Below are 20,304 nucleotides of genomic sequence, written 5' to 3'. Positions count from 1 at the left end.
TGGTGGCCGCACGTTGACGAAAGCCCGGCTGACGGGCTTGAAAGAACATCCATGAAGGTATTGATCTCCCTGTCCTCCTTCGGCGCGGCCGAAACGGGACGCCACGGCCAGCTGTGGTGCACCGACCTGGCCCGCCAGGCGGGCGCCGACGGCGTGGAAGTGCGCGGCGAGCTGCTGCGCGACGCGGCCACCGAGCTGCCCGCGCTGGCGGGCTTGGCCGCGGTGTATTCCAGTCCCGAGGGCCTGTGGACCGTGCAGGGCCAGTTGGACGAAGCCGCCCTGCAGCGCGGCATTCATGCATCGCAAGTGCTGCACGCGCCGCGCCTGAAGATGTCCATCGGCGGCTTTGGCGCGCGGTCCGAGGCGTCGCTGCAGCGCCTCAAGGCGCTGCTGGCCGCCACCCCGCAGGTGGAACTGGTGATCGAAAACGACCAGACCGCCACCGCAGGCACGCTGGCCGCCCTGCAGGCGTTCTTTGCCGCGCAGGCGCAGGCGGGGCTCGACCTGGGCATGACCTTCGACATGGGCAACTGGCACTGGCAGGGCGAATGCCCGCTGCAGGCCGCGCAGGCCCTGGCGCCCCATGTGCGCTACGTGCACTGCAAGGGCGTGCAGCGCCTGCCGGCCAAGTGGATCGCGGTGCCGCTGGCGGAGTCGGTGGCGCCCTGGCGCGCCGTGCTGCGCGCGCTGCCCGCCGATGTGCCGCATGCCATCGAGTACCCGCTGGTGGGCGACGACCTGGTGGCCGTCACGCGCGGGCAGGTGGACTTCATCCGTGCGGTGCGGGGTGCTGCATGAGCGACGCTGTTTCCAAATCCGGCGACACCGCTTTCGACGTGGCCCTGTTCGGCGAGGCCATGCTGCTGCTGGTGGCCAACGAGCCCGGACCGCTGGAGAACGCCACGGGCTTTCACAAGCGCACCGCGGGGGCCGAGACCAATGTGGCCATTGGCCTGGCGCGCCTGGGGCTGAAGGTGGGCTGGGCCAGCCGCCTGGGCACCGACTCCATGGGCCGCGCGCTGCTGGCCGCCATGCGCGGCGAGGGTATCGACTGCTCGCACGTGGTCTGCGATGCCACGCAGCGCACGGGCTTTCAGTTCAAGGAGCGCGTGACCGACGGGCGCGACCCGCAGGTCGAATACCACCGCAAGGGCTCGGCCGCCAGCCAGATGGGCCCGGCCGATGTGGACGAGCCCTGGCTGCGGTCCGCGCGCCACCTGCACGCCACGGGCGTGTTCGCGGCCATCTCGGACACCAGCCTGCAGGCAGCCATCCGCACGCTCGAGGTCGCGCGCGCCGCGGGCCGCACCGTCTCGTTCGACCCCAACCTGCGCCCCACGCTCTGGGCCTCGCCCGAGGCCATGCGCCACTGGATCAACACCCTGGCCGGCTATGCCGACTGGGTGCTGCCGGGCCTGGAAGAGGGCGTGTTCCTGACCGGCGAAACCACGCCTGAAGGCGTGGCGCGCTTCTACCGCGAGCGGGGCGCCAGGCTGGTGGTCGTGAAGCTCGGGCCCGAGGGCGCCTACTACGACAGCGACGTGGCCGGCACCGGCCGCGTGCCCGGCGTGCCCGTGGCCCAGGTGGTGGACACGGTGGGTGCGGGCGATGGTTTTGCGGTGGGCGTCATCAGCGCACTGCTCGGAGGCTTACCCGTGCCCGCTGCCGTGCGCCGCGGCGCCTGGATCGGCGCGCGTGCGGTGCAGGTGCTGGGCGACACCGAAGGGCTGCCCACGCGGGCTCAGTTGCAGGAGGCAGGCCTGTGAGCGTGTCCGCATCGGCGGTGCAGGGCAAGCCCGAGCGCAAGAAGGTGCTGGTCTTTCGTGAACTGCCGCCCGACCAGCTGGCACGCCTGCAGGCCCTGCACGACGTGACGGAGGCCAACCCGCGCAAGCCCGAAGAGCGTGCCCTGTTCGACGCAGCGCTGGGCCAGGCGCAGGGGCTGATCGGGTCGAGCTACCCCGTCGATGCCGCGCTGCTGGCGCGGGCGCCCCGGCTGGAGGTGGTCTCCAGCGTGTCGGTGGGCGTGGACAACTACGCGCTCGACGCACTGCAGGCACGCGGCATCGTGCTGTGCCACACGCCCGGCGTGCTGGACGAAACCGTGGCCGACACCGTGTTCGCCCTGCTCATGGCCACCAGCCGCCGCGTGGTGGAACTGGCGCAACTGGTGCGCGAGGGCCGCTGGACCAGGAACATCGGCGAAGACCTGTTCGGCAGCGACGTGCATGGCAAGACGCTGGGGCTGCTGGGCTTTGGCCGCATCGGCCAGGCCATCGCGCGCCGTGCAGCGCTGGGCTTTGGCATGCCGGTGGTCTACCACGCGCGCCGACCGGTGGACCTGGCCGCCACGGCGCCTGAACTGGTGAGCAAGGCTGCGCATGTGCCGCTGGCCGAGCTGCTGGCGCGGTCCGACTTTGTGGTGGCCATGCTGCCGCTGTCTGGCAGCACGCGGGGCCTGGTCAACGCCGACGTCTTTGCAGCCATGAAGCCCGGCGCCATCTTCATCAACGGCGGGCGCGGCGCCACGGTGGTGGAGCAGGACCTGCTGCACGCGCTCGACCACGGCACGCTGCGCGCGGCGGGACTGGATGTGTTTGCCACCGAGCCGCTGCCGCTCGACTCGCCCCTGCGCACCCACCCGCGCGTGACGCCGCTGCCGCACATCGGCTCGGCCACGCACGGCACGCGCCACGCCATGGCCGTGCTGGCCACCACCAGCTTGCTGCAGGCGCTGGCCGGTGAGCGGCCCGCCGCCGTGTATAACGCCGCGCAAGCATGACCTCACCGACACCCGCACCATCGACCACGCCCCGCGCCCGCCCCACCATCGCCGATGTGGCGGCCGAGGCCGGCGTGTCCAAGGCCACGGTGTCTCGGTACTTCAACCACCGCGAGCGCCTGCTCAGCCCCGACATCGCAGCGCGCGTCGAGGCCGCCATCGCCAAGCTGGCTTACGTGCCCAGCCCCATGGCCCAGGCGCTCAGCCACGGCCGCTCGCGCCTCATCGGGCTGGTGGTGGCCGACATCACCAATCCGTATTCGGTGGCCGTGCTGCGCGGCGCCGAAAAGGCGTGCCAGGAGGCGGGCTACCTGGTGATGCTGTTCAACCTGGGCAACGACCGCGAGCGCGAGCGCGCCGCCATCGATGCGCTGGCGAGCTACCAGGTGGACGGATTCATCCTCAACACGCTGGGGCAGGGCGAGGGGCTGGCCGACGTGACCACCCTGCACGGCAAGCCCGCGGTGCTGGTGGACCGCCGCCATGCGGGCCTGGCGGCGGATTTCGTGGCGCTCGACAACGAAGCCGCCATGCGCGACACCTGCGCGCACCTGGTGCAGCAAGGCTGGCAGGACCTGCTCTATGTCACGCAGCCGCTGCAGGGTGTGAGTTCGCGCCTGGAGCGCACGGCGGCCTTTCGCGCCTGCGTGGCGGCCCAGGGCAGGAATGTGCGCGGCGATGTGCTGGAGATCGATGCGCAGCAGGAGGGCGAGGACGCGCTGGCCCAGGCGCTGGCGGCCTTTCGCCAGCGTGCGGGGCGGGGTGCGCGCTGCGCGGTGGTCGCAGGCAATTCCGTGGTCACGCTGCGCGTGGCGGCCTCGGTCTCGCGCCTGGGCTGGACCTTCGGGCTGGAGCTGGGCTTCGTGGGCTTCGACGACCCGGAATGGGCACCGTTGATCCGGCCGGGCCTGAGCACCGTGGCGCAGCCCACCGATGCCATAGGCCAGCGCGCGGCCCGGTGCCTGCTGGAGCGCATCGGCGGCCTGCAGGGCCCGGTGCGCGAGAACCTGTTGCCCGGCACGCTCATCGTGCGCGGGTCGTCGCTGGGCACCTGACCCCGAAGGGCGTGCGCACAGGCGCTGCGGTATGCTGTGCGGCCGCCGCCCGGCATCCCACCGGGCCTTCCGCCTCCACGCTGTTTTTTGCAGGTGCGCCCCCTTGCCGACCCCCTCCCTGGACATCCCCCGCATCCGCGCCGTCACCATCGACCTGGACGACACGCTGTGGCCCATCTGGCCCACCATCGAGCGCGCCGAAGCCGTGCTGCTGCAGTGGATGGCCGAGCATGCGCCCGCCACCGCGCGCCTGTTCCAGAGCACCGAGGCGCTGCGCGCCATCCGCAACCAGATGGTGAACCTGCGGCCGGACCTGCAGCACGACCTGAGCGCGCTGCGCCGCGAATCCATCCGCCTGGCGCTGACCCAGGCGGGCGATGACGGCGCGCTGGCCGAGCCCGCGTTCGACCTGTTTTTTGCCGAACGCCAGCGCGTGACGCTGTTCGACGATGCGCACGATGCGCTGGCCTTCCTGTCGTCGCGCTACCCGGTGGTGGCGGTGTCCAACGGCAACGCCGACATCCACAAGGTGGGCATCGGCCACTACTTCAAGGACAGCCTGAGCGCATCGGTGCTGGGCGTGGCCAAGCCCGATGCCCGCATCTTCCAGGCAGCCGCCCAGGCGCTGCAGGTGCCGCCGCACGCGGTGCTGCATGTGGGCGACGATGCCACGCTGGATGCCCGGGGCGCCATGGAGGCCGGCATGCAGGCGGTGTGGCTGAATCCCGCCGAGGCCGCCTGGCCCTACGACACCCCGCCGCATGCCACCGTGAGCAATCTCACGGAGCTGTGCCGGCTGCTGACGGCGTAGCCCGCGCGCTCCGCGCTATCCGGGGGCAATTTCTTGTCCCAGGTCAAGGGCCCGGCGCGCCGCGGTGTGTGCCGGCTTGATCCCGGTCACCGATCCGGCCACACTGCAGGCCATGCCGAGAAACCCTCCCGCCTTGCCCGCCATCCGCACCATTGGCCTCATGCAGCCCATGACCTGGCTCGTCCTGGCCTGGCGCGACATGGCCCGCGCGGGCTGGATCAGCTTTGCCCACGGCCTGGCCCTGGCGCTTTTTGGCGCGGCGATCTTCGCGGTGGCCCACCACAGGTTCTGGCTGCTGGCCGGGGCACTGTCGGGCTTTCTGGTGATAGCCCCGGTGCTGGCCACCAGCCTGTATGCGCTGAGCCGCGCGCTGGAGCGTGGCGAGCCCGCGAACCTGGGCGTGGTACTCAAGACCTGGCTGAACTGGCAGGACAGCCACGTCAACAAATGGGGCAACGACTACTGGTGCATGGTGCAGTTCGGCGCCCTGCTGGCGCTGGCGGCCACGGGTTGGGTCATGACGTCGGCGGCGCTCATCACGCTGCTGGCGCCCGTGCCCATCCAGACGCCCCTGGATTTCCTGCGCCATGTGGTACTTGCCCGCGAGGGCTGGCTGTTCGAGATCTGGCTGGCGCTGGGCAGCCTCATGGCGGCGCCGATCTTCGCCTCCAGCGTGGTGGCCATGCCCCTGCTGCTGGACCGGCGCGCCACCTTGCTGCAGGCTGTGCTCACCAGCTGGCAGGCGGTGATCGGCAACCCGTTGCCGATGGCGTTCTGGGCGGCGCTGATCCTGGGCTTCACGCTGCTGGGCCTGGGCTCGCTGCTGCTGGGGCTGATCGCCGTCATGCCCATGCTGGGCCACGCGAGCTGGCATGCCTACCGGGATCTGGTCGATGCCTCCAGCCTGCCCGGGCGGGGGGCGGCAGCGCCCACGCAGAACCGCGGGGTGGCGCCGTGATCTTCGGTTTCACCGAGGCGCAGATCTCGGGCTTCTTCCTCACCTACGGCGTGGGTGCGTTCATCCTGTACATGCTGTTCATCATCGGCCAGCTCGCGTGGGAGTCCAAGGCTGGCCGGTTTGGCACCTTCGTGCTGTTCCTGGGCCTGGGCGTGGGCTTCCTCGGGTTCCTGGCGAAGGTCGTGATCCAGTGGTGGCTGGAGCGGTGAGGCCGCAGCGCATCGGCGCCGGGACATGGCCGCAGTGAGGTAAGGTGATGGACCGATCTACCGACCGCCTCGCCCATGTCCTTGCCTTCCGCCCCCTCCCTGCTCACCCGCGCTGAAACCAGCGGCTACACCGAGACATCGACCCACGCCGACGTGATGGCGTACGTGCGCGGCCTGGCGGCGCTGGGGGATGCCCGATTGCATGTCGCGGACTTCGGCGCATCGCCCGAGGGCCGCCTGTTGCCGCTGCTGGTGCTGTCCGCGCAAGGCCATTTCACGCCGCAGGCCGCGCAGGCCAGCGGCCTGCCCGTGGTGCTGATACTGTGCGGCATCCACGCTGGCGAAGTGGAGGGCAAGGAGGCCGCGCTGATGCTGGTGCGCGACCTGCTGCGCGGCGAGCACGGCGACGTGCTCTCGCACTGCACCGTGGTGGTGGTGCCGCTGTTCAACCCCGACGGCAATGACCGGCTGGGCACAGACAACCGCCCGCTGGACGTTGCCCACCTGCGCGGGCAGGACGGCCCGGCGCTCGTGGGCACGCGCAACAATGCGGCGGGGGTGAATCTCAACCGCGACTACATGCGCCATCGGGCTCCCGAGATGCGCCTGCTGCAGACGCGCGTGTGCCAGCCCTGGAACCCCCACCTCACGCTGGACTGCCACGCCACCAACGGCTCCATCCACCGCTTCGCGCTGACCTACGACATTCCCCACACCGAGCACACGGGCCGCAGCGAGCCCGTGGCCTATATGCGCGAACGCATGATGCCCGCCGTGCAGGCCGCGGTGAAGCGCACCGAGGGCCTGGACACCTTCTGGTACGGCAACTTCGTGCGCGACGAGGGCGGGCAGGGCCAGGGCTGGATCACCTACACCCACCACCCGCGCTTTGGCTGCAACTACCGGGGGCTGACCAATCGGCTCGATGTGCTGCTGGAGGCCTATTCGTACATCAGCTTCAAGGAGCGCGTGGCGGTGACGTATGCCGTGCTGCGCGAGGCACTGCACTACGTCGCCGGCCATGGCACGGAGATCGTGCAGCTGCTGGACGGGTGTGCCGAGCCGCCCGCCGAGGTCGCCATCCGCTATGCATTGCAGCCCATCCCAGGCACCACGGTGGAGGTTCTCACGCGGGAACCCTATGCGCTGCAAGGCGCCCCCATCAGCGTGCAGGTGCCGCATTTCGCGCACTTCGTCCCCGTGGCCACCGTGAAGCGGCCCTGGGCCTATGCGGTGCCTGCCGCCGTGGCCGACTGGCTGGAGGGCCATGGCTTGCAGCGGACCGCCGTTGCGCCTGGCACGCTGCTCGATGCAGAAGTCCCGGTGATGCAGCAGCCCGTGGCGGTGCCGGGGCCCGCCATCCTGGAGGCGCAGGCCAGCACGCACTGGCAGGCAAGCTACCGCCGGGCGCAGCGCGCGTTGCCGCAAGGCTGGTGCGTGGTGCCCACCGGCCAGCGCCACGGCGCGATCGCGGTGTACGCGTGCGAAGCGGAAAGCGACGATGGCCTGGTGGCCAATGGCATCGTGCCGGAGCCGGTGGCGGGCGGTGAATTCCTGGCATGGCGGGTGCTGGCGCCGGTGTGAGGCGGGTGCTGGGCCGGGCCGGGATGCAAACGCCCCATGCCCTGATGCTGCCTAGTCGTAGCGGAGCCGGGGATACCAGTCGGTGCCGCGGCCCTCGGGCGTAAGGTCCAGGATGGACCACAGCGCGGCGATGTCGGGCGCATCGCGCGGGTCCTGCCCGGGGTCGGCCATCTCGCGCGCCATCTCGCTGGCCCAGAACAGGCGCACCTTGTCGCCGTCGCGCCGAAAGATGGTCAGCGCCGGGTACTCGCTGCCGTCGGGCATCAGGATGCCCATGTCGCGGGCGTAGTCGTCCCCCACGGTCTGCACGAAGTTCAGGTCGCGCCAACCCCGCTCCTGCGCAAACGCGAGCTGCCGCTCCACCGACGAGCGGCCCAGGACCTTGAGCGCGACCCGTTGCTTGATGTCGGCCGCGTTGCCATGGACGGCGCCCAGCCAGTTCGTGCACATGGGGCACGGGCGCTCGCGCTGCGGCCCGTACATCCAGAAGTAGGCCACCAGGGTTTGCTTGTCGCCAAACAGGTCGATCAGCCCCACCTCGGACCCCTGTTCGTCATGGAAGCGGTAGTTCTTCGCGATGACCGGGCCGGGCGGCAGCGCGCGGCGCTGCTCGGCCAGGCGGCTCATGTGCCGGCGGAACTCGATCTCCTCGGTCAGCAGCGCACGGCGGGCCTCTTCGTATGCGGCCGAGGCGCCGGGGAAGGGCGTCTTCGCGTTGCGGGCCATTTCGGCCGCGGGCTTCAGTGTGGGGGGCATGGGCTTCCTCCAGTGCGTGGCGGGTTGTGGGCGCGCGGTCTTGCACTCTGCCGCCGCAGGGGGCGGATGCAGGTAGGAAAAACCTGTGGCCCCGTGCAGGCGCAGTCCTTCACGGGCGCCTGGAGCGTGTCGGGTTGGAGCGGTACACGGCTCAGCGAGCCCAGGCCCGGAGTCCCAGGTCCTGCGCCAGGCGCCGGTAGTCCGCCAGGCTGCGCTGCACGAAATCTTCGAGCGCCGCGCCCGTCAGCGCGAACGGGTACAGGCCGTACTGCGCGCACAGCGCGGCGTAGCCGGGGGCGGCCAAGGCATCCCGCAGCGCGGTGGTCCACGCGCGCACCGCCGCATCGGGCGCGCTGGCGGCCATGTACAGGCCGCGCACCGTGGGCCAGACCAGGTCCAGACCCTGCTCGCGTGCCGTGGGCAGGCCCGCCAGGCTGCCGCCCAGACGTGCCTGCGAGAGCACCGCCAGCACGCGCAGCGGCGCGCCCTGCGCGGCTGCCTGCAGGGCCTCGGCCGCATCGCCGGTGAAAATGCCGATGTGCCCGCCCCGCAGGGCCTTGAGCGCCTCGCCGCCGCCCTCGAAGGACACGAAGCGCATGCGCTTGTGGTCCTGCCCCGCCGCACGTACCAGCAGCGCGGCCTTGATCCAGTCCTGGCTGCCCAGTGTGCCGCCGGCGCCAAACACCACGCGGTTGGAGTCCCTGCGCAGCGCGGCAGCCACGTCCTGCAGGCGCTGGTAAGGCGCATCGCGGTGCACGGCCACCACGCCGTAGTCGGTGCCCAGCGTGGCGATCCAGCGCACGGTGCCCACCGGATGCGGGCCGAAGCGGCCCTGTGCGATGTTGAGCAGCGAACCGCTGGAGAAAGCGACCAGGGTGCCCGGGCCGCCCAGGCGCCCGGTGGCCACCTGGTCAAACGCCACGGCCCCGATGCCCCCGGGCAGGTAGCGGGTGCGCAGCGGGGTGCGCGCGGGCCGCACGGCCTGCAGGGCCTGCCCGGCCAGGCCGCAGGTCAGGTCGAACCCACCGCCGGGGCGTGAGGGCGCGACGCATTCCGCGGGCTCGGTGGAGGCATCCGTGGCCGCCGCGCGCGCGGGCAGGGCGCCGCCCGCGCCGCCCCAGGCCGCCAGCGTTGCCAGCATCTGCCGGCGGCTCGGGGCCGCGGCCATGCCGTCTTCGCGCAAGGGGTGGGGGGCAAGGGGTTGCATGGCGGTGTGGCGGGCCGGGTTCTTCATGGCCGGGGCCACCAGAGTATGGCCAGCAGGCCGGGGCCGCCGGCGCGGGCCTCCAGCCGCAGCCGGCCCCGGTGGCGTTCCGCGATCGACCGGGCGATGGCCAGGCCCAGGCCCGAGCCGCCCGCCACGGCCTGCGAGCCGCGCCGGTAGCGGTGGCCCAGGGCGTCGCGCTCTTCGGGCGGGAGGCCCGGGCCGTTGTCTTCCACGCTCAGGCTCCAGCCCAGGCTGTCGCCGGCGGCCGACACGGTGATGGTGCCTTGCTCCGGGGTGTAGGCGATGGCGTTGGCCGCCAGGTTGGTGAGCGCCTCGCGCAGCAGCCCGCTGTCCGCCACGGCGGCCAGTTCGGCCGTGGCGGTGTGGATGCCGAAGTCGATCTGCTTGGCGCGGGCCTGCGGCAGCAGCTCCAGTGCCACGGTGCGCAGCAGCAAGGCCAGGTCGCAGGGTGCGAACTCCACCGCGGCGGTGTCGCTGCGCCCCAGGGCCAGCAGCTGCTGGGTGCTGCGCGTGGCGCGCGCGATCTCGCCGCCCAGGGCTGCCAGCGTGTCCTGAAGCCGGGCCGCGTCGGGTTCGCGGCGTGCGTAGTCGATCTGCATCTGCAGCGTGGTGAGGTGTGTGCGCAGCTGGTGCGACGCATCGTCGAGGAACTGGCGCTGCTGCGCCACGAGGTCCTGCGTGCGCGCCATCTGCTGGTTGACGGCGGTGACCAGCGGGCGGATGTCCGCGGGCAGTTCGGCGCCGGCGACCGGTGTCATGTCGTCAGGTCTGCGGGCCTGCACCTCGCGGGCCAGGCGCGCCAGGGGGCGCAGCGCCAGGGCCAGCGTGGCCGCCGTGCCCAGCACCATGAGCGCCAGCACCAGGCCATCGCGCAGCGCGGCGCGGCGGACGAAGCGGCGCGTGAACTCCTGCCGCGACTGGGTGCTTTCCGCCACCTGCACCAGCACGCTGCTTGTCCCGGGGGCGGATGGCGGCCCTTCCATCGCGCGGCGGTAGGCGGCCAGGCGCACGGATTCTCCAAAGTAGGTCGCATCGTAGAAGCGCGGCACACCGGGCTCCAGCGGCCCGGGCGGCAGGGGCAGGTCGGCGTTGCCCAGCTCCACCAGTCCATCCGACGATGCCACGCGGAAATACACGTGTCCGCTGGCCGTGAGCTCGAAGAATTCCAGCATGCTGTAGGGCAGCTCGGCCGAGAGCCCGCCCGAGGCGGTGGAGATGTTGGCATCGATGGACTTGAGCGCGCCCAGCAGCGAGCGGTCGTAGGCCGCGTTGGCGGCCTCCAGCGCGTCGTGCCGGGTCATCCACAGCTCCACGCCCGTCACCACGGCCAGCAGCGGCAGCAGCAGGCACGCCAGCAGCCGCCACAGGCTGGCACGGCGCAGGCGTGCGGCCAGGCCCATGTTCAGTGCGATTCCAGTGCGTAGCCCAGGCCGCGCAGCGTGACGATGCGCACGCCGCTGCCGTCGAGCCGCTTGCGCAGGCGGTGCACGAACACTTCCACGGCCTCGGGGTGCACGTCGTCATCGTCGGAGAACACGCGCTCCAGGATCTGCTGCTTGGAGAACGGCTCACCGCTGCGCTGCACCAGCACGCGCAGCACGGCCTGCTCGCGCGGCGACAGCGCCAGGGGTTCGCCCTGCAGCACGAATTGCCTGCGCGCGCTGTCGTACGCCAGCGGGCCACATGCCAGGCGCGGGTGGTCGGTGCCGCGCGCTCGGCGCACCAGGGCGTGCAGGCGCGCCTCCAGCTCGGCCAGCTCGAACGGCTTGGCCAGGAAGTCGTCCGCCCCGGCATTGAGCAGCCGCACGCGCTCGTCCAGCGAATCGCGCGCGGTGAGTATCAGCGTGGGCAGGCGCTGGTCGCGGTCGCGCAGGCGCTGCAGCACCGCGTGACCGTCCAGGCCCGGCAGGCCCAGGTCCAGGACCAGTGCGTCGTAGTTGTCGTGCTGCTGCAGCGATCGGTCGGCCAGGCGGCCGTCATTCACCCATTCCACCTGGATGCCCGCATGCTCCAGCGCGCGGCTGAGCCAGGTGCCCAGGCTGTGTTCGTCTTCGGCCAGAAGGATGCGCATGGAGGGGATGCTAATGCTGTTGTGCAGTGCCATCGCCGAGGCACGTGCGCCCGGGCCGCAGGCCTGGCGCGCCCCGCCAGCGCCACCGTGGAACTGGCTTTGCCAGGCCACGGGTGGCGTCCCCCTCTGGGGGGAAGACGCGAAGCGGCTCAGGGGGCTTCCTAATCCGGCTTGACCTGCGCGCGCTTGAGCACCTTCTGCCAGCGCGCCTGCTCGGAGGCGATGAACTGCGCGAACTGCGCCGGCGTGCCGCCGATGGCTTCGGCCGCATCGCCGCTCAGGCGCTTGAGCGATTCCGGCGCCTTGACGGCCTTCATGGTTTCGGCGGCCAGCTTGTCCAGGTGCTCCTGCGTGAGGCTGGCCGGGGCCAGCATGCCGTACCACTGCGTCATCTCGAAACCCGGGAAGCCCTGCTCGGCCACGGTGGGCACATCGGGCAACTGGGGCAGGCGCTGGGTCGATCCCGTGGCGATGCAGCGCACCTTGCCCGACTTGATGAAGGGCAGCATGGCGGCGGCGCCCACGGAAGCGGCGTCAAGCCGGCCCGAGAGCAGGTCGGTCATCATGGGGCCGGTGCCGCGGTAGGGCACGTGCAGCATGAAGATCTCGGCCGTCATCTTCAGGTACTCGAAGGCCAGGTGGCCGGCGCTGCCGTTGCCCGCCGAGCCGTAGCTGAGCTTGGCGGGGTTCTTCTTGGCGTAGGCGATGAATTCCTTGAGGTTCTTGGCCGGCACGTCGGGGTGCACCACGTACAGGCTGGGCACCTTGGCCAGCAGGCTCACGGGCTTGAAGTCCTTGTTGGCGTCGTAGGGCAGCTTGTCGAAGATGTACGGGTTCACGGCGAGCGTGCCGATGTGGCCCAGGATCAGCGTGTGCTGGTCGTCGGCGCGCGCCACCTCCTGCATGGCGATGTTGCCGGCCGCACCGGGCTTGTTGTCCACGAACACGCTCTGGCCCAGCGTCTTGGTCAGCTCGGCGGCGGTGGAGCGGGCGACGATCTCGGAGCTGCCGCCCGGCGCGAAGGGCACGACGAAACGCACCGACTTGGAAGGCCATGCGGCCTGTGCCGACACCGATGCGGGCAGCAGGCCGCCCAGCGCCAGGGCGCCGCCGGCACCGAGCAGGTGGCGGCGGTTGGGGTGGAGGGTGTGGGAATGGGGGGTGTCTGTAGGCATGCTTGTCTCCGTGAAAGCCATCAAGGCGTGACAGCCGCCATGGTGCGCGCCGCGTGCTTTCGGAATGCTGTCAGTCGGCCTGGGGTTTTCCCGGGGGGCGCGGCCAGGGCGCCCGAGCGCCGGGTCAGGGGAGCGCGGCCACCGCGGTGCCGCTGAGCACCGCCCCTTCCAGCGTGGCGGGGTAGGGGCCGTCCACATAGTCACCGCAGGCCGAGAGCCCGGGCAGCACCTGCATGCCGGGGCGTGCAAGGCCGGGCGTGCAGGCAAAGGTGGCGCGTTTTTCCACCACCGTCTGCACGGGCGCCAGGGAGCCGATGCCCAACTGCGCGGCGGCTTGCCGCAGCACCTGCTGTTCGATGTGGGTGCGCTCGCCTTCGCTGGCGCTCACCACGAACGCGAGCAGGCCCTGGTTGCCGTCCAGCTGGCCACGGTCGAACACGAACTGCGCGGGGCTGTCCGGGGCGCTGCGCAGCGCCAGCATGGGCTGGGCCAGGCGCGCACCCGCCCCGTGGGCATAGACGGTGGTGATGGCCTCGAAGTGCAGGGCGCCGGCCAGGGCGCTCCACCGGCCGGCACTGGCCAGCCCCGCCATGCCGGCCACACCCGCCACGAGCCGGCTGGCCTCCCACGAAGGGCATGCGAGGGTCACGTGGTCGAACACCTCCGGTGCATTGTCCGTGGCGCCCGGCGCACCGGCGGCGCCGACGACCTGCCAGCGCCCGGCGTGCTGCGGCTGCAGCCGCAGCACGCGCTGGCCGGTGAGCACCTGGTGGCGGCCCTGCGCCTGCAGCCAGCGCGCCGCAGGCTCGGGAAAAAGCGCGCCCAGGTCGGCGCGCGGCAGCAGCAGGTTGGAGCCGCCGCGCCCGCTGAACAGGCTGTCTTGCAGCACGCGCAGAAACACCTGGCCGCTGGCCTGATGCGCCGGGGTGTTGAGGGCCGACACACACAGCGGGTCGATGAACTCTGCCATCAGGCGGGGCGTGAGCGGTGCGCACAGGTCGGCCACCGAGGTCGTGGGCGCGCAGCGGAATCCCCTGATCTGCCAGGCGGTGGCCGTGCGCAGCAGGGCCAGCTTGTCGCGCCAGCTCCAGCCCCTGGCGCGCGCGATGCCCAGCAAGGCATCCAGTGGGGGCGGCAGGTCGGGCAGCCGCAGTCCCTGGCCATCCGGAAACTGCAGCGTGAGCGGCAGGCGCAGCAGTGCGGTGCTGGCGTCCACCCCCACCAGGCGCATCAGGCGCAGGCTTTCGGCGTAGGCGCCGATGAGGATGTGCTGGCCGTTGTCGAGCGTGACCACCTCGCCCCCCGGCAGCGTGGCGGGCACGGCACGCGCCCGGCCGCCCACGGTGCGGGCGGCTTCGAACACCGTGACCTCGCGGCCCGCCTGGGCGTGCGCGATGGCTGCGGCCATGCCGGCCCAGCCCGCGCCGATGACGGCGACTTTCATGGATGCTGCCGCACGGCCGCTACATCCGTCCGAGCGCTTGCACCTTCCACGCCAGCCAGAACTTGCGCAGGGGTGTGAGGCGGATGCGCTGGTGCAGCACCTGGAAGTTCTCGTGCTCGATCTCGCGCAGCAGCGTGCGGTAGATGCTGGCCATCATCAGGCCGGGCTTCTGCGCGCGGCGGTCGGCATCGGGCAAAAGGGCAAACGCCTCGTCGTACAGGCGGTGCGCGCGCTCGGCCTGGAAGCGCATGAGCGCGGTGAAGCGGTCGGAGTAGGTGCGCTTGAGGATCTCGTGCGCCTTCACGTCGAACTGCTGCAGCTCGCTCACGGGCAGATAGATGCGGCCCAGCATGGCGTCTTCGCCCACGTCGCGGATGATGTTGGTGAGCTGGAAGGCCAGGCCCAGCGTGTGCGCGTACTGCGTGGTGCGCCCGTCGGTCTGGCCGAAGATGCGCGCCGTGACCTCGCCCACGATGCCGGCCACCAGGTGGCAGTAGCCCTTGAGGCCCGCGAAGTCGAGGTAGCGTGTCTGCTCCAGGTCCATCTGGCAGCCATCGATGACAGCCTGCAGGTGGCGCTGCTCGATGCCGTATTCGGCGGTGTGCGGCATCAGCGCCAGCATCACGGGGTGGGTGGGCTGGCCGGCATAGGCCTTGGCCACTTCGGCCTGCCACCAGGCCAGCTTGGTGCGCGCCACGCCGGGGTCGCTGACCTCATCGACCACGTCATCCACCTCGCGGCAGAACGCATAGAACGCCGTGATGGCCGCGCGGCGCGGCGCGGGCAGGAAGAGAAAGGCGTAATAGAAGCTGCTGCCCGAGGCCACGGCTTTTTGCTGTACGTACTGCTGCGGTGTCATGGGGCGGAATTGTCCCATGGCGCACCCCGCGCGGCGGAGATCCGCGGTTTGGCGCGCTTTTGGCCCCTGGCGCTCTTCCATCCAGCGCGAGTCGCTACTTTTTTGATAGCGATGGGGCGGCGCGGTGGCGCCTCAGCATTCGACCACGTTCACCGCCAGCCCGCCGCGCGAGGTCTCCTTGTATTTGACCTTCATGTCCGCGCCGGTCTGCATCATGGTCTTGATGACCTTGTCGAGCGAGACCACGTGCTGGCCGTCGCCGCGCAGCGCCATGCGGGCGGCGTTGATGGCCTTGATGGCGCCCATGGCGTTGCGCTCGATGCAGGGAATCTGCACCAGGCCGCCCACGGGGTCGCAGGTCATCCCGAGGTTGTGTTCCATGCCGATCTCTGCGGCGTTCTCGATCTGCTCGGGGCTGCCACCCATCACGGCGGCCAGCGCGCCGGCGGCCATGGAGCAGGCCACGCCCACCTCGCCCTGGCAGCCGACCTCGGCGCCCGAGAGCGAGGCGTTCTCCTTGTAGATGATGCCGATGGCGCCGGCGGTGAGCAGGAAGGTGGCGATGCCGTCCTCGTTCGCGCCTGGAAGAAAGTTCACGTAGTAGTGCAGCACGGCCGGTATCACGCCGGCGGCGCCGTTGGTGGGGGCGGTCACCACGCGGCCGCCGGCGGCGTTTTCCTCGTTGACGGCCATGGCATACAGGTTCACCCAGTCCAGCATGGACAGCGGGTCGCGCAGGGCGGCCTCGGGCGATCCGCTCAGGCTCTTGTGCAGTTCGGCCGCGCGGCGGCGCACCTGCATGGGGCCGGGCAGGTGGCCGGTGCTGGCGCAGCCGCGCTGCACGGCGGCCGCCATGGTCCGCCAGATCGCCATGAGCTGGCGCCGCACCTCGCCGGCGCTGCGCCAATGCTCTTCGTTGGCGGCCATGAGCTGGGCCGGTGTGAGGCCGCTGGCCTGGCATTGGGCCAGCAGCTCGGCCCCGGTGCGAAAGGGGTAGGGCAGGCCCCGGGCGTGGCCCGCGGCGTCGGCCCCGCAGGTGGCTGCCAGATTGAGCACGCGCTCCCCCGCGGCGTCGGTCACGAAGCCGCCACCCACCGAGTAGTACTCGCGCTGGGCAATTTCCCGGCCCTGTGCGTCAAAGGCATGCAGGCACAGCCCGTTGGGGTGCAGCGGCAGGCTCCTGCGCCTGAACAGCAGATGGTCTTTTTCCACAAAGGCAATGGCGCGCTCGCCCAGCAGGGCCAGCGACTGGCGGCCGCGGATCTCGGCAATGGCGGGGGCGATGCGGTCCGGGTCGATGTGGTCGGGCTCGTACCCGGCCAGGCCCAGCAGCACGGCCTTGTCGGTGCCGTGGCCCACGCCCGTGGCCGACAGCGACCCGAACAGCTCCACCGTGACACCGTGCACGGCGGCCAGCCCCACGCCATCCCGCAGGTGGCAGGCAAACTGCCGCGCCGCGATCATGGGCCCCACGGTGTGGGAGCTGGACGGGCCGATGCCGATCTTGAAGAGGTCGAAAACGCTGACGGACATGGTGTGTGGCATACCGGGTAGGTTTTGGGGATGCGTGGAACCCCTGGGGCCCTGGTCCATGGAAAGCAGCGATGGCGCGGGTGGCGCCATCGCTGTTCTCGAGGCAACAGCATCTTTCGCACTGCCGGTACTCTTGGTGCCCGCAGTGGGCGCGAGGCTAACCGTGCAGGCGCCGGCCGGCACACGCGTAATCCCTGATGAGCGGGAGCCCCGGGTCCATCACCCTGCGCGGCGTTGCACGTGCTGAACTTCAATATTGATAGCAAAATATTGAACGGGCAAAAGCGGTAGCGGCGCTTTTGCCGTATCGCTCTGGCCGCTCCCACCAGGCCGCATGGCGCGGCTTGCCACCCATGAATGTTTCTTACAGTGGGGTGGGCCGGGCCGCCACGAGTGCGAGGGACACCGTGGCCTGGGGTGTGCACGGCGAAGGATGCGGCGTGATGCGGGGGAGTGTGGGCCAGCGCGCGGCCCGTGGGCGCAGCACCGCCAGCACGGCGGTCCGGGCGGCGGGGCCGCGCACGAACACGTCGCACGACAGGATGCTCCGGGGATCGGCGCCGGCTTCGCGCAGCAGGCGCTCGGCCGCCGCGAGCACCTGCATGAACTGCCCATGGTCGTTCTCCCGCCCGCCGGGCGGTGCATCAGAGGCCATGCAGGCCACGCGGATGGAGAGCGTGGTGCGTGCATGCCGTACCCCCACGCACAGGGCCCGCGCGGCATGTCCCGCCGTCATGCGGGGCCTTCGCTGCGGAGGTGCCCCGGTTGCAGCCCGCTCGCGGACAGCGCCCTCGCGGCCTGGGAGGCGGCCCATGGCGCGAAGAACCACCGGGCGTAGCCTCTGCGCCAGGGCGCTGGCGAGGGCGGACGGCAGGGCACGGCCACCGGTGCCGTGCACACCCGGCACATAATGAGTAAATCTATCCAGTCCGCAGGTGGGTTTCGGTGCATGCCGGTGATCGTACGGAGCATGCCAGCCTGTGACTATCGACAATATTTCGTCCAATCATGAATTCAGCTCATGGAAAAAGCGGTGCCGGCCTGTCGCCCGCCGGTACGGGCGGGGGCAACGGCGCACGCCGCCTGCCGCCGCTGAACATGCTGCGTGCGTTCGAGGCGGCAGGGCGCCTGCTGAGCGTGACCCATGCGGCCCGCGAAATGAGCGTGACGCAAAGCGCCGTGAGCCACCAGATCAAGGCCCTGGAGTCCTGGCTGGGCGTGGCCCTGGTGGCGCGCGAAGGCCGTCGGCTGGCGCTCACCACCGCGGGCGCGGCGCTGTTGCCCGGGCTCACCCGCGCGCTGGATCTGATGGCGCAATCCACGGCGGGCATCGAGCGGCTCACGCGGCGCGGCACGCTGGTGGTGAATGCCACGTCCACGCTGGCCTCGCAGTGGCTGATCCCGCGGCTGGCGGGTTTTTGCGCACAGATGCCGGGGCTGGACGTGCAACTGGTCACCACGCTGGGCCACCTGGATTTCGAGCCCGCCCAGTACGACGTGTCGATCCGCTGCTTCGCCGACAGCGAGCTGGCGGCGCTGCCCGCGCGCGCGGGCTGGCGGGACGTGGCGCTGGGGCCCTTCATCCCCGACAAGCTCACCCCCGTGTGCAGCCCGGCCCTGCTGGCGGGCGATGGGGCGATGGAGTCGCCGCAGGGGCTGGCGCGGCATACCCTGCTGCACAGCCGGTCCACGCCGGTGGCCTGGCAGCGGTGGCTGGAAGAGGCGGGCGCGCCAGGCCTGCAGCCTGCGGGCGACCTGGTGTTCGACCACGCGCACCTGAGCGTGCAAGCCGCCATCCAGGGTCTGGGCGTGGCGCTGGGCAATCCCCGATTTCTGGGCGATGCGCTCGCGGGCGGCCTGCTGGTCATGCCGTTTGCCCAGCGCCTGTCGGGCGAGAAGAACTACTACTGGCTGCGGCCCGCGCGCGCGGCGGACGACCCGGTGTCGGTTGCGTTCTGCGCGTGGCTGGCGGTGGCCTAGCCGGTGAGCGCGGGCAGCCGGCGCACGCCGGTGCTCCATGGGTTCAAGGCAAGGGCGGCCGCACCGCGTTCGGGTTATGGCGCCGGCCGCCGGGCGCGCTTTGACAGATGGTCTTGCAGTATGTAAGCGGCCGTGGTGAGCAGCGTCCATGCCAGCAGGATGTCCCAGAACGCCATGAACAGCCACACGGGCGCCAGCAAGGGGCCTGCGAGTGGGATGACGTAGACCGCGAGGCGGTGCGTCCAGAACCCCGGGGCTGACATGCAGGGCGACGAGAAAGGGTCGAACGTGCCCGGCGAGCAGCCCAGGGCACCCAGTACTTCCAGCGCCACCCGGTTGCCGAGGATGGGCGTGCCAAAGGCCATGCAAAAACCGGCAAGGCCGAGCAGCAGTACCCAGAAGGCGGCGCGCGATGCCCACCGCCCGGCATCGGCGCCTGTGATGCCGGGGTAGCGTGTTTTCCCCCGGTCCGGCAGAGCGGCCGTGCTTGCGGCATTGCGCGCCGCCCGGTGTGTGGCAATGAGCGCAAGCATCCACACTGCGATCAGCGCCCAGAAGTTTTGCAGCAGGACGAAGGGGTAGTCCGAAATGCCGCCGGCCGAGAGAAACGGTGCAAGCCTGAGGCCGAGGGCATTGGGCAGCCAGGCGCAGCTGCGCAGCGCGGGGTTGGCGTGCGGCTGGCACTGCAGCAGCTCCAGCAGGCGCTCTGCCATCGTGCCGCCCACCATGGCGAAGCAGAGGCAAAAGAGGATCAGCCCCCACTGGAGGGCCTTGAAGAGATGCCTGTATGGCAATGGATGCTCCCTCTCCGGTATGGCGATGGTGCGGCTGGCCGCTGTTGCCCGAGTGTGCCCCAGGCTCCGCCTGCACCGCTGTCCCTACATCCGCAGTGCGCGTGCCAGCATCACGCACCAGTCCCAGGCGTGCAGCCGGGGGCGGGTGTGCAGGCTGCCGCCCTGGAGCCCGTCCACCTTGTCGAGAATGCGCAGGCCGCCTTGCACCACCAGCCGCAGCTCCCAGCCCGCACGGCCGGGCAGACGGTGGACCAGGGGGGAGCCGCTGCGCATGGTGGCGCGCGCCCAGCGCGCGCAGTTGGTGATCAGGCGGGCGTTTTCGGGTGTGCTTTGCAGCGCCAGCAGTTCGGCCTGGCCGGCGCCGTGGCCCGCGCAGTCGGCGCGCGGCAGGTAGTGGCGTCCTCGGGGGATGTCCACGCTCAGATCCTGCCAGAAGTTGATCAGCTGCAGCGCGGTGCAGATGGCATCGCTCTCCTGCAGCGCCTTGGCATCCGTCACGCCATACAGATGCAGCAGCAGGCGGCCCACCGGGTTGGCTGAGCGGCGGCAATAGTCCAGCAGCTCGCTGCGGTCGGCGTAGCCCTCGGCGTCGCGGGTTTTCTCCACGTCCTGCACGAAGGCGCTGAGCAGGTCCTGCAGCAGCGGCAGGGGCAGCTGGTGGCTGCGCAGCACCCCTTGCAGGGGCAGGAAGACGCCTGCCCAGCGGGGCGATGGGGGCCGGCCCTGGGCGATGGCTTGCAGATCGGCGTGGTATGCGGCCAGGTCCGCCAGGCGGCTGGCGGCCGGGGCATCGCCTTCGTCCGCGATGTCGTCGGCGGTGCGGGCAAAGCCATAGATGGCTGCGATGGGCTGGCGCAGGCGCGGCGGGCACAGCAGCGATGCCACGGGGAAATTCTCGTAGTGGGTCACGGGCGGCGCGGCCACCGGGGTGGCCGGCGGCGGCGTGGGGGCGGTTGGAGAAGGGGGGCTGGATCGGTCGTTCACACCCGGGATTGTCGCTTGACAAGGCGGGAGGCTTCTCATAGATTACTAACCGGTCAGTCAGTAATCAAAATAATCTTCGAC

The 20,304-nt window shown here is 70.9% G+C and carries 20 protein-coding genes; 9 read left to right on the top strand and 11 right to left on the bottom strand.

Annotated elements, in window-relative coordinates; translation table 11 throughout:
• Positions 1-51 precede the first annotated feature (51 nt).
• The 8 genes from AC1RCS_RS22545 (at position 52) to AC1RCS_RS22510 (ending at position 7,399) form a co-directional block, all read left to right on the top strand.
• Positions 52-798: a sugar phosphate isomerase/epimerase family protein gene (locus AC1RCS_RS22545; protein WP_369642145.1), complete on the top strand. Its 747-nt coding sequence runs from the start codon at positions 52-54 to the stop codon at positions 796-798.
• The gene (locus tag AC1RCS_RS22540) at positions 795-1,766 is read left to right on the top strand and encodes a sugar kinase (RefSeq protein ID WP_369642146.1); all 972 of its coding nucleotides are present in this window, start codon (positions 795-797) and stop codon (positions 1,764-1,766) included. Before AC1RCS_RS22545 ends, AC1RCS_RS22540 begins: the two co-directional genes overlap by 4 nt.
• Positions 1,763-2,782, top strand: coding sequence for a 2-hydroxyacid dehydrogenase (locus AC1RCS_RS22535; RefSeq protein ID WP_492246067.1), 1,020 nt, complete (start codon positions 1,763-1,765; stop codon positions 2,780-2,782). The genes AC1RCS_RS22540 and AC1RCS_RS22535 overlap by 4 nt, the downstream gene beginning before the upstream one ends.
• Positions 2,779-3,837, top strand: coding sequence for a LacI family DNA-binding transcriptional regulator (locus AC1RCS_RS22530; protein WP_218340765.1), 1,059 nt, complete (start codon positions 2,779-2,781; stop codon positions 3,835-3,837). The genes AC1RCS_RS22535 and AC1RCS_RS22530 overlap by 4 nt, the downstream gene beginning before the upstream one ends.
• A 103-nt stretch (positions 3,838-3,940) precedes the next feature.
• Positions 3,941-4,648, top strand: coding sequence for an HAD family hydrolase (locus AC1RCS_RS22525; RefSeq protein ID WP_492246066.1), 708 nt, complete (start codon positions 3,941-3,943; stop codon positions 4,646-4,648).
• A 112-nt stretch (positions 4,649-4,760) separates the two neighbouring features.
• The gene (locus AC1RCS_RS22520) at positions 4,761-5,606 is read left to right on the top strand and encodes a DUF2189 domain-containing protein (protein WP_218340767.1); all 846 of its coding nucleotides are present in this window, start codon (positions 4,761-4,763) and stop codon (positions 5,604-5,606) included.
• Positions 5,603-5,815 carry a DUF2788 domain-containing protein gene (locus AC1RCS_RS22515; protein WP_044402495.1) on the top strand — a complete coding sequence of 71 codons (213 nt, stop codon included), beginning with the start codon at positions 5,603-5,605 and terminating at the stop codon, positions 5,813-5,815. Before AC1RCS_RS22520 ends, AC1RCS_RS22515 begins: the two co-directional genes overlap by 4 nt.
• A gap of 75 nt (positions 5,816-5,890) precedes the next feature.
• The gene (locus AC1RCS_RS22510) at positions 5,891-7,399 is read left to right on the top strand and encodes a M14 family metallopeptidase (RefSeq protein ID WP_492246065.1); all 1,509 of its coding nucleotides are present in this window, start codon (positions 5,891-5,893) and stop codon (positions 7,397-7,399) included.
• Positions 7,400-7,450: 51 nt separating this feature from the next.
• Here AC1RCS_RS22510 and AC1RCS_RS22505 read toward each other — a convergent pair whose 3' ends face one another.
• The 9 genes from AC1RCS_RS22505 to AC1RCS_RS22465 all read right to left on the bottom strand — a co-directional run bounded on the left by AC1RCS_RS22505 (position 7,451) and on the right by AC1RCS_RS22465 (position 17,201).
• Positions 7,451-8,155, bottom strand: a complete 705-nt coding sequence (locus tag AC1RCS_RS22505) for a DUF899 family protein (RefSeq protein ID WP_492246064.1) — start codon at positions 8,153-8,155, stop codon at positions 7,451-7,453.
• A 151-nt stretch (positions 8,156-8,306) separates the two neighbouring features.
• The gene (locus AC1RCS_RS22500) at positions 8,307-9,362 is read right to left on the bottom strand and encodes a tripartite tricarboxylate transporter substrate-binding protein (protein WP_492246063.1); all 1,056 of its coding nucleotides are present in this window, start codon (positions 9,360-9,362) and stop codon (positions 8,307-8,309) included.
• Between the two features lie 23 nt (positions 9,363-9,385).
• Entirely contained in the window at positions 9,386-10,783 is a 1,398-nt protein-coding gene (locus tag AC1RCS_RS22495) for a sensor histidine kinase (protein WP_492246062.1), read from the bottom strand.
• A 2-nt stretch (positions 10,784-10,785) separates the two neighbouring features.
• Positions 10,786-11,454: a response regulator gene (locus AC1RCS_RS22490; protein ID WP_218294094.1), complete on the bottom strand. Its 669-nt coding sequence runs from the start codon at positions 11,452-11,454 to the stop codon at positions 10,786-10,788.
• Between the two features lie 161 nt (positions 11,455-11,615).
• Positions 11,616-12,629 carry a Bug family tripartite tricarboxylate transporter substrate binding protein gene (locus AC1RCS_RS22485; protein WP_218294095.1) on the bottom strand — a complete coding sequence of 338 codons (1,014 nt, stop codon included), beginning with the start codon at positions 12,627-12,629 and terminating at the stop codon, positions 11,616-11,618.
• 124 nt (positions 12,630-12,753) lie between these two features.
• On the bottom strand, positions 12,754-14,073 hold the full coding sequence (hpnE, locus tag AC1RCS_RS22480) for a hydroxysqualene dehydroxylase HpnE (RefSeq protein ID WP_492246061.1): 1,320 nt from the start codon (positions 14,071-14,073) through the stop codon (positions 12,754-12,756).
• A 19-nt stretch (positions 14,074-14,092) separates the two neighbouring features.
• Complete coding sequence (gene hpnD / locus AC1RCS_RS22475) at positions 14,093-14,932, bottom strand: presqualene diphosphate synthase HpnD (protein ID WP_218340771.1); 840 nt, start codon at positions 14,930-14,932, stop codon at positions 14,093-14,095.
• Positions 14,933-15,064: 132 nt separating this feature from the next.
• Entirely contained in the window at positions 15,065-16,465 is a 1,401-nt protein-coding gene (locus AC1RCS_RS22470) for an L-serine ammonia-lyase (RefSeq protein WP_218294098.1), read from the bottom strand.
• A 364-nt stretch (positions 16,466-16,829) separates the two neighbouring features.
• A complete protein-coding gene (locus AC1RCS_RS22465; RefSeq protein ID WP_492246060.1) occupies positions 16,830-17,201 on the bottom strand; it encodes a RidA family protein in 372 nt (123 codons plus the stop codon).
• 272 nt (positions 17,202-17,473) lie between these two features.
• On the opposite strand from AC1RCS_RS22465, the gene AC1RCS_RS22460 reads away from it, so the two are divergent.
• Positions 17,474-18,445 carry a LysR substrate-binding domain-containing protein gene (locus tag AC1RCS_RS22460; RefSeq protein WP_492246059.1) on the top strand — a complete coding sequence of 324 codons (972 nt, stop codon included), beginning with the start codon at positions 17,474-17,476 and terminating at the stop codon, positions 18,443-18,445.
• A 74-nt stretch (positions 18,446-18,519) separates the two neighbouring features.
• Here AC1RCS_RS22460 and AC1RCS_RS22455 read toward each other — a convergent pair whose 3' ends face one another.
• Both AC1RCS_RS22455 and hpnC read right to left on the bottom strand, forming a co-directional pair.
• The gene (locus AC1RCS_RS22455) at positions 18,520-19,239 is read right to left on the bottom strand and encodes a hypothetical protein (protein ID WP_492246058.1); all 720 of its coding nucleotides are present in this window, start codon (positions 19,237-19,239) and stop codon (positions 18,520-18,522) included.
• 84 nt (positions 19,240-19,323) lie between these two features.
• The gene (gene hpnC / locus AC1RCS_RS22450) at positions 19,324-20,262 is read right to left on the bottom strand and encodes a squalene synthase HpnC (RefSeq protein ID WP_492246057.1); all 939 of its coding nucleotides are present in this window, start codon (positions 20,260-20,262) and stop codon (positions 19,324-19,326) included.
• Between the last annotated feature and the right edge of the window lie 42 nt (positions 20,263-20,304).

Source organism: Acidovorax sp. GW823-FHT01C06 (assembly GCF_058798375.1).
The sequence above is the reverse complement of the archived record's forward strand: the minus strand, read 5'-3'. Positions and strand labels throughout refer to the sequence as shown.

Bases quoted from the DNA above. Each gene is read 5' to 3' on its own strand.
- AC1RCS_RS22545 (WP_369642145.1), top strand. From the start codon at position 52: ATGAAGGTATTGATCTCCCTGTCCTCCTTCGGCGCGGCCGAAACGGGA.
- AC1RCS_RS22540 (WP_369642146.1), top strand. From the start codon at position 795: ATGAGCGACGCTGTTTCCAAATCCGGCGACACCGCTTTCGACGTGGCC.
- AC1RCS_RS22530 (WP_218340765.1), top strand. From the start codon at position 2,779: ATGACCTCACCGACACCCGCACCATCGACCACGCCCCGCGCCCGCCCC.
- AC1RCS_RS22520 (WP_218340767.1), top strand. From the start codon at position 4,761: ATGCCGAGAAACCCTCCCGCCTTGCCCGCCATCCGCACCATTGGCCTC.
- AC1RCS_RS22510 (WP_492246065.1), top strand. From the start codon at position 5,891: ATGTCCTTGCCTTCCGCCCCCTCCCTGCTCACCCGCGCTGAAACCAGC.
- AC1RCS_RS22505 (WP_492246064.1), bottom strand. From the start codon at position 8,155: ATGCCCCCCACACTGAAGCCCGCGGCCGAAATGGCCCGCAACGCGAAG.
- AC1RCS_RS22500 (WP_492246063.1), bottom strand. From the start codon at position 9,362: ATGCAACCCCTTGCCCCCCACCCCTTGCGCGAAGACGGCATGGCCGCG.
- AC1RCS_RS22495 (WP_492246062.1), bottom strand. From the start codon at position 10,783: ATGGGCCTGGCCGCACGCCTGCGCCGTGCCAGCCTGTGGCGGCTGCTG.
- AC1RCS_RS22490 (WP_218294094.1), bottom strand. From the start codon at position 11,454: ATGCGCATCCTTCTGGCCGAAGACGAACACAGCCTGGGCACCTGGCTC.
- AC1RCS_RS22485 (WP_218294095.1), bottom strand. From the start codon at position 12,629: ATGCCTACAGACACCCCCCATTCCCACACCCTCCACCCCAACCGCCGC.
- hpnE (WP_492246061.1), bottom strand. From the start codon at position 14,073: ATGAAAGTCGCCGTCATCGGCGCGGGCTGGGCCGGCATGGCCGCAGCC.
- hpnD (WP_218340771.1), bottom strand. From the start codon at position 14,932: ATGACACCGCAGCAGTACGTACAGCAAAAAGCCGTGGCCTCGGGCAGC.
- AC1RCS_RS22470 (WP_218294098.1), bottom strand. From the start codon at position 16,465: ATGTCCGTCAGCGTTTTCGACCTCTTCAAGATCGGCATCGGCCCGTCC.
- AC1RCS_RS22465 (WP_492246060.1), bottom strand. From the start codon at position 17,201: ATGACGGCGGGACATGCCGCGCGGGCCCTGTGCGTGGGGGTACGGCAT.
- AC1RCS_RS22460 (WP_492246059.1), top strand. From the start codon at position 17,474: ATGAATTCAGCTCATGGAAAAAGCGGTGCCGGCCTGTCGCCCGCCGGT.
- hpnC (WP_492246057.1), bottom strand. From the start codon at position 20,262: ATGAGAAGCCTCCCGCCTTGTCAAGCGACAATCCCGGGTGTGAACGAC.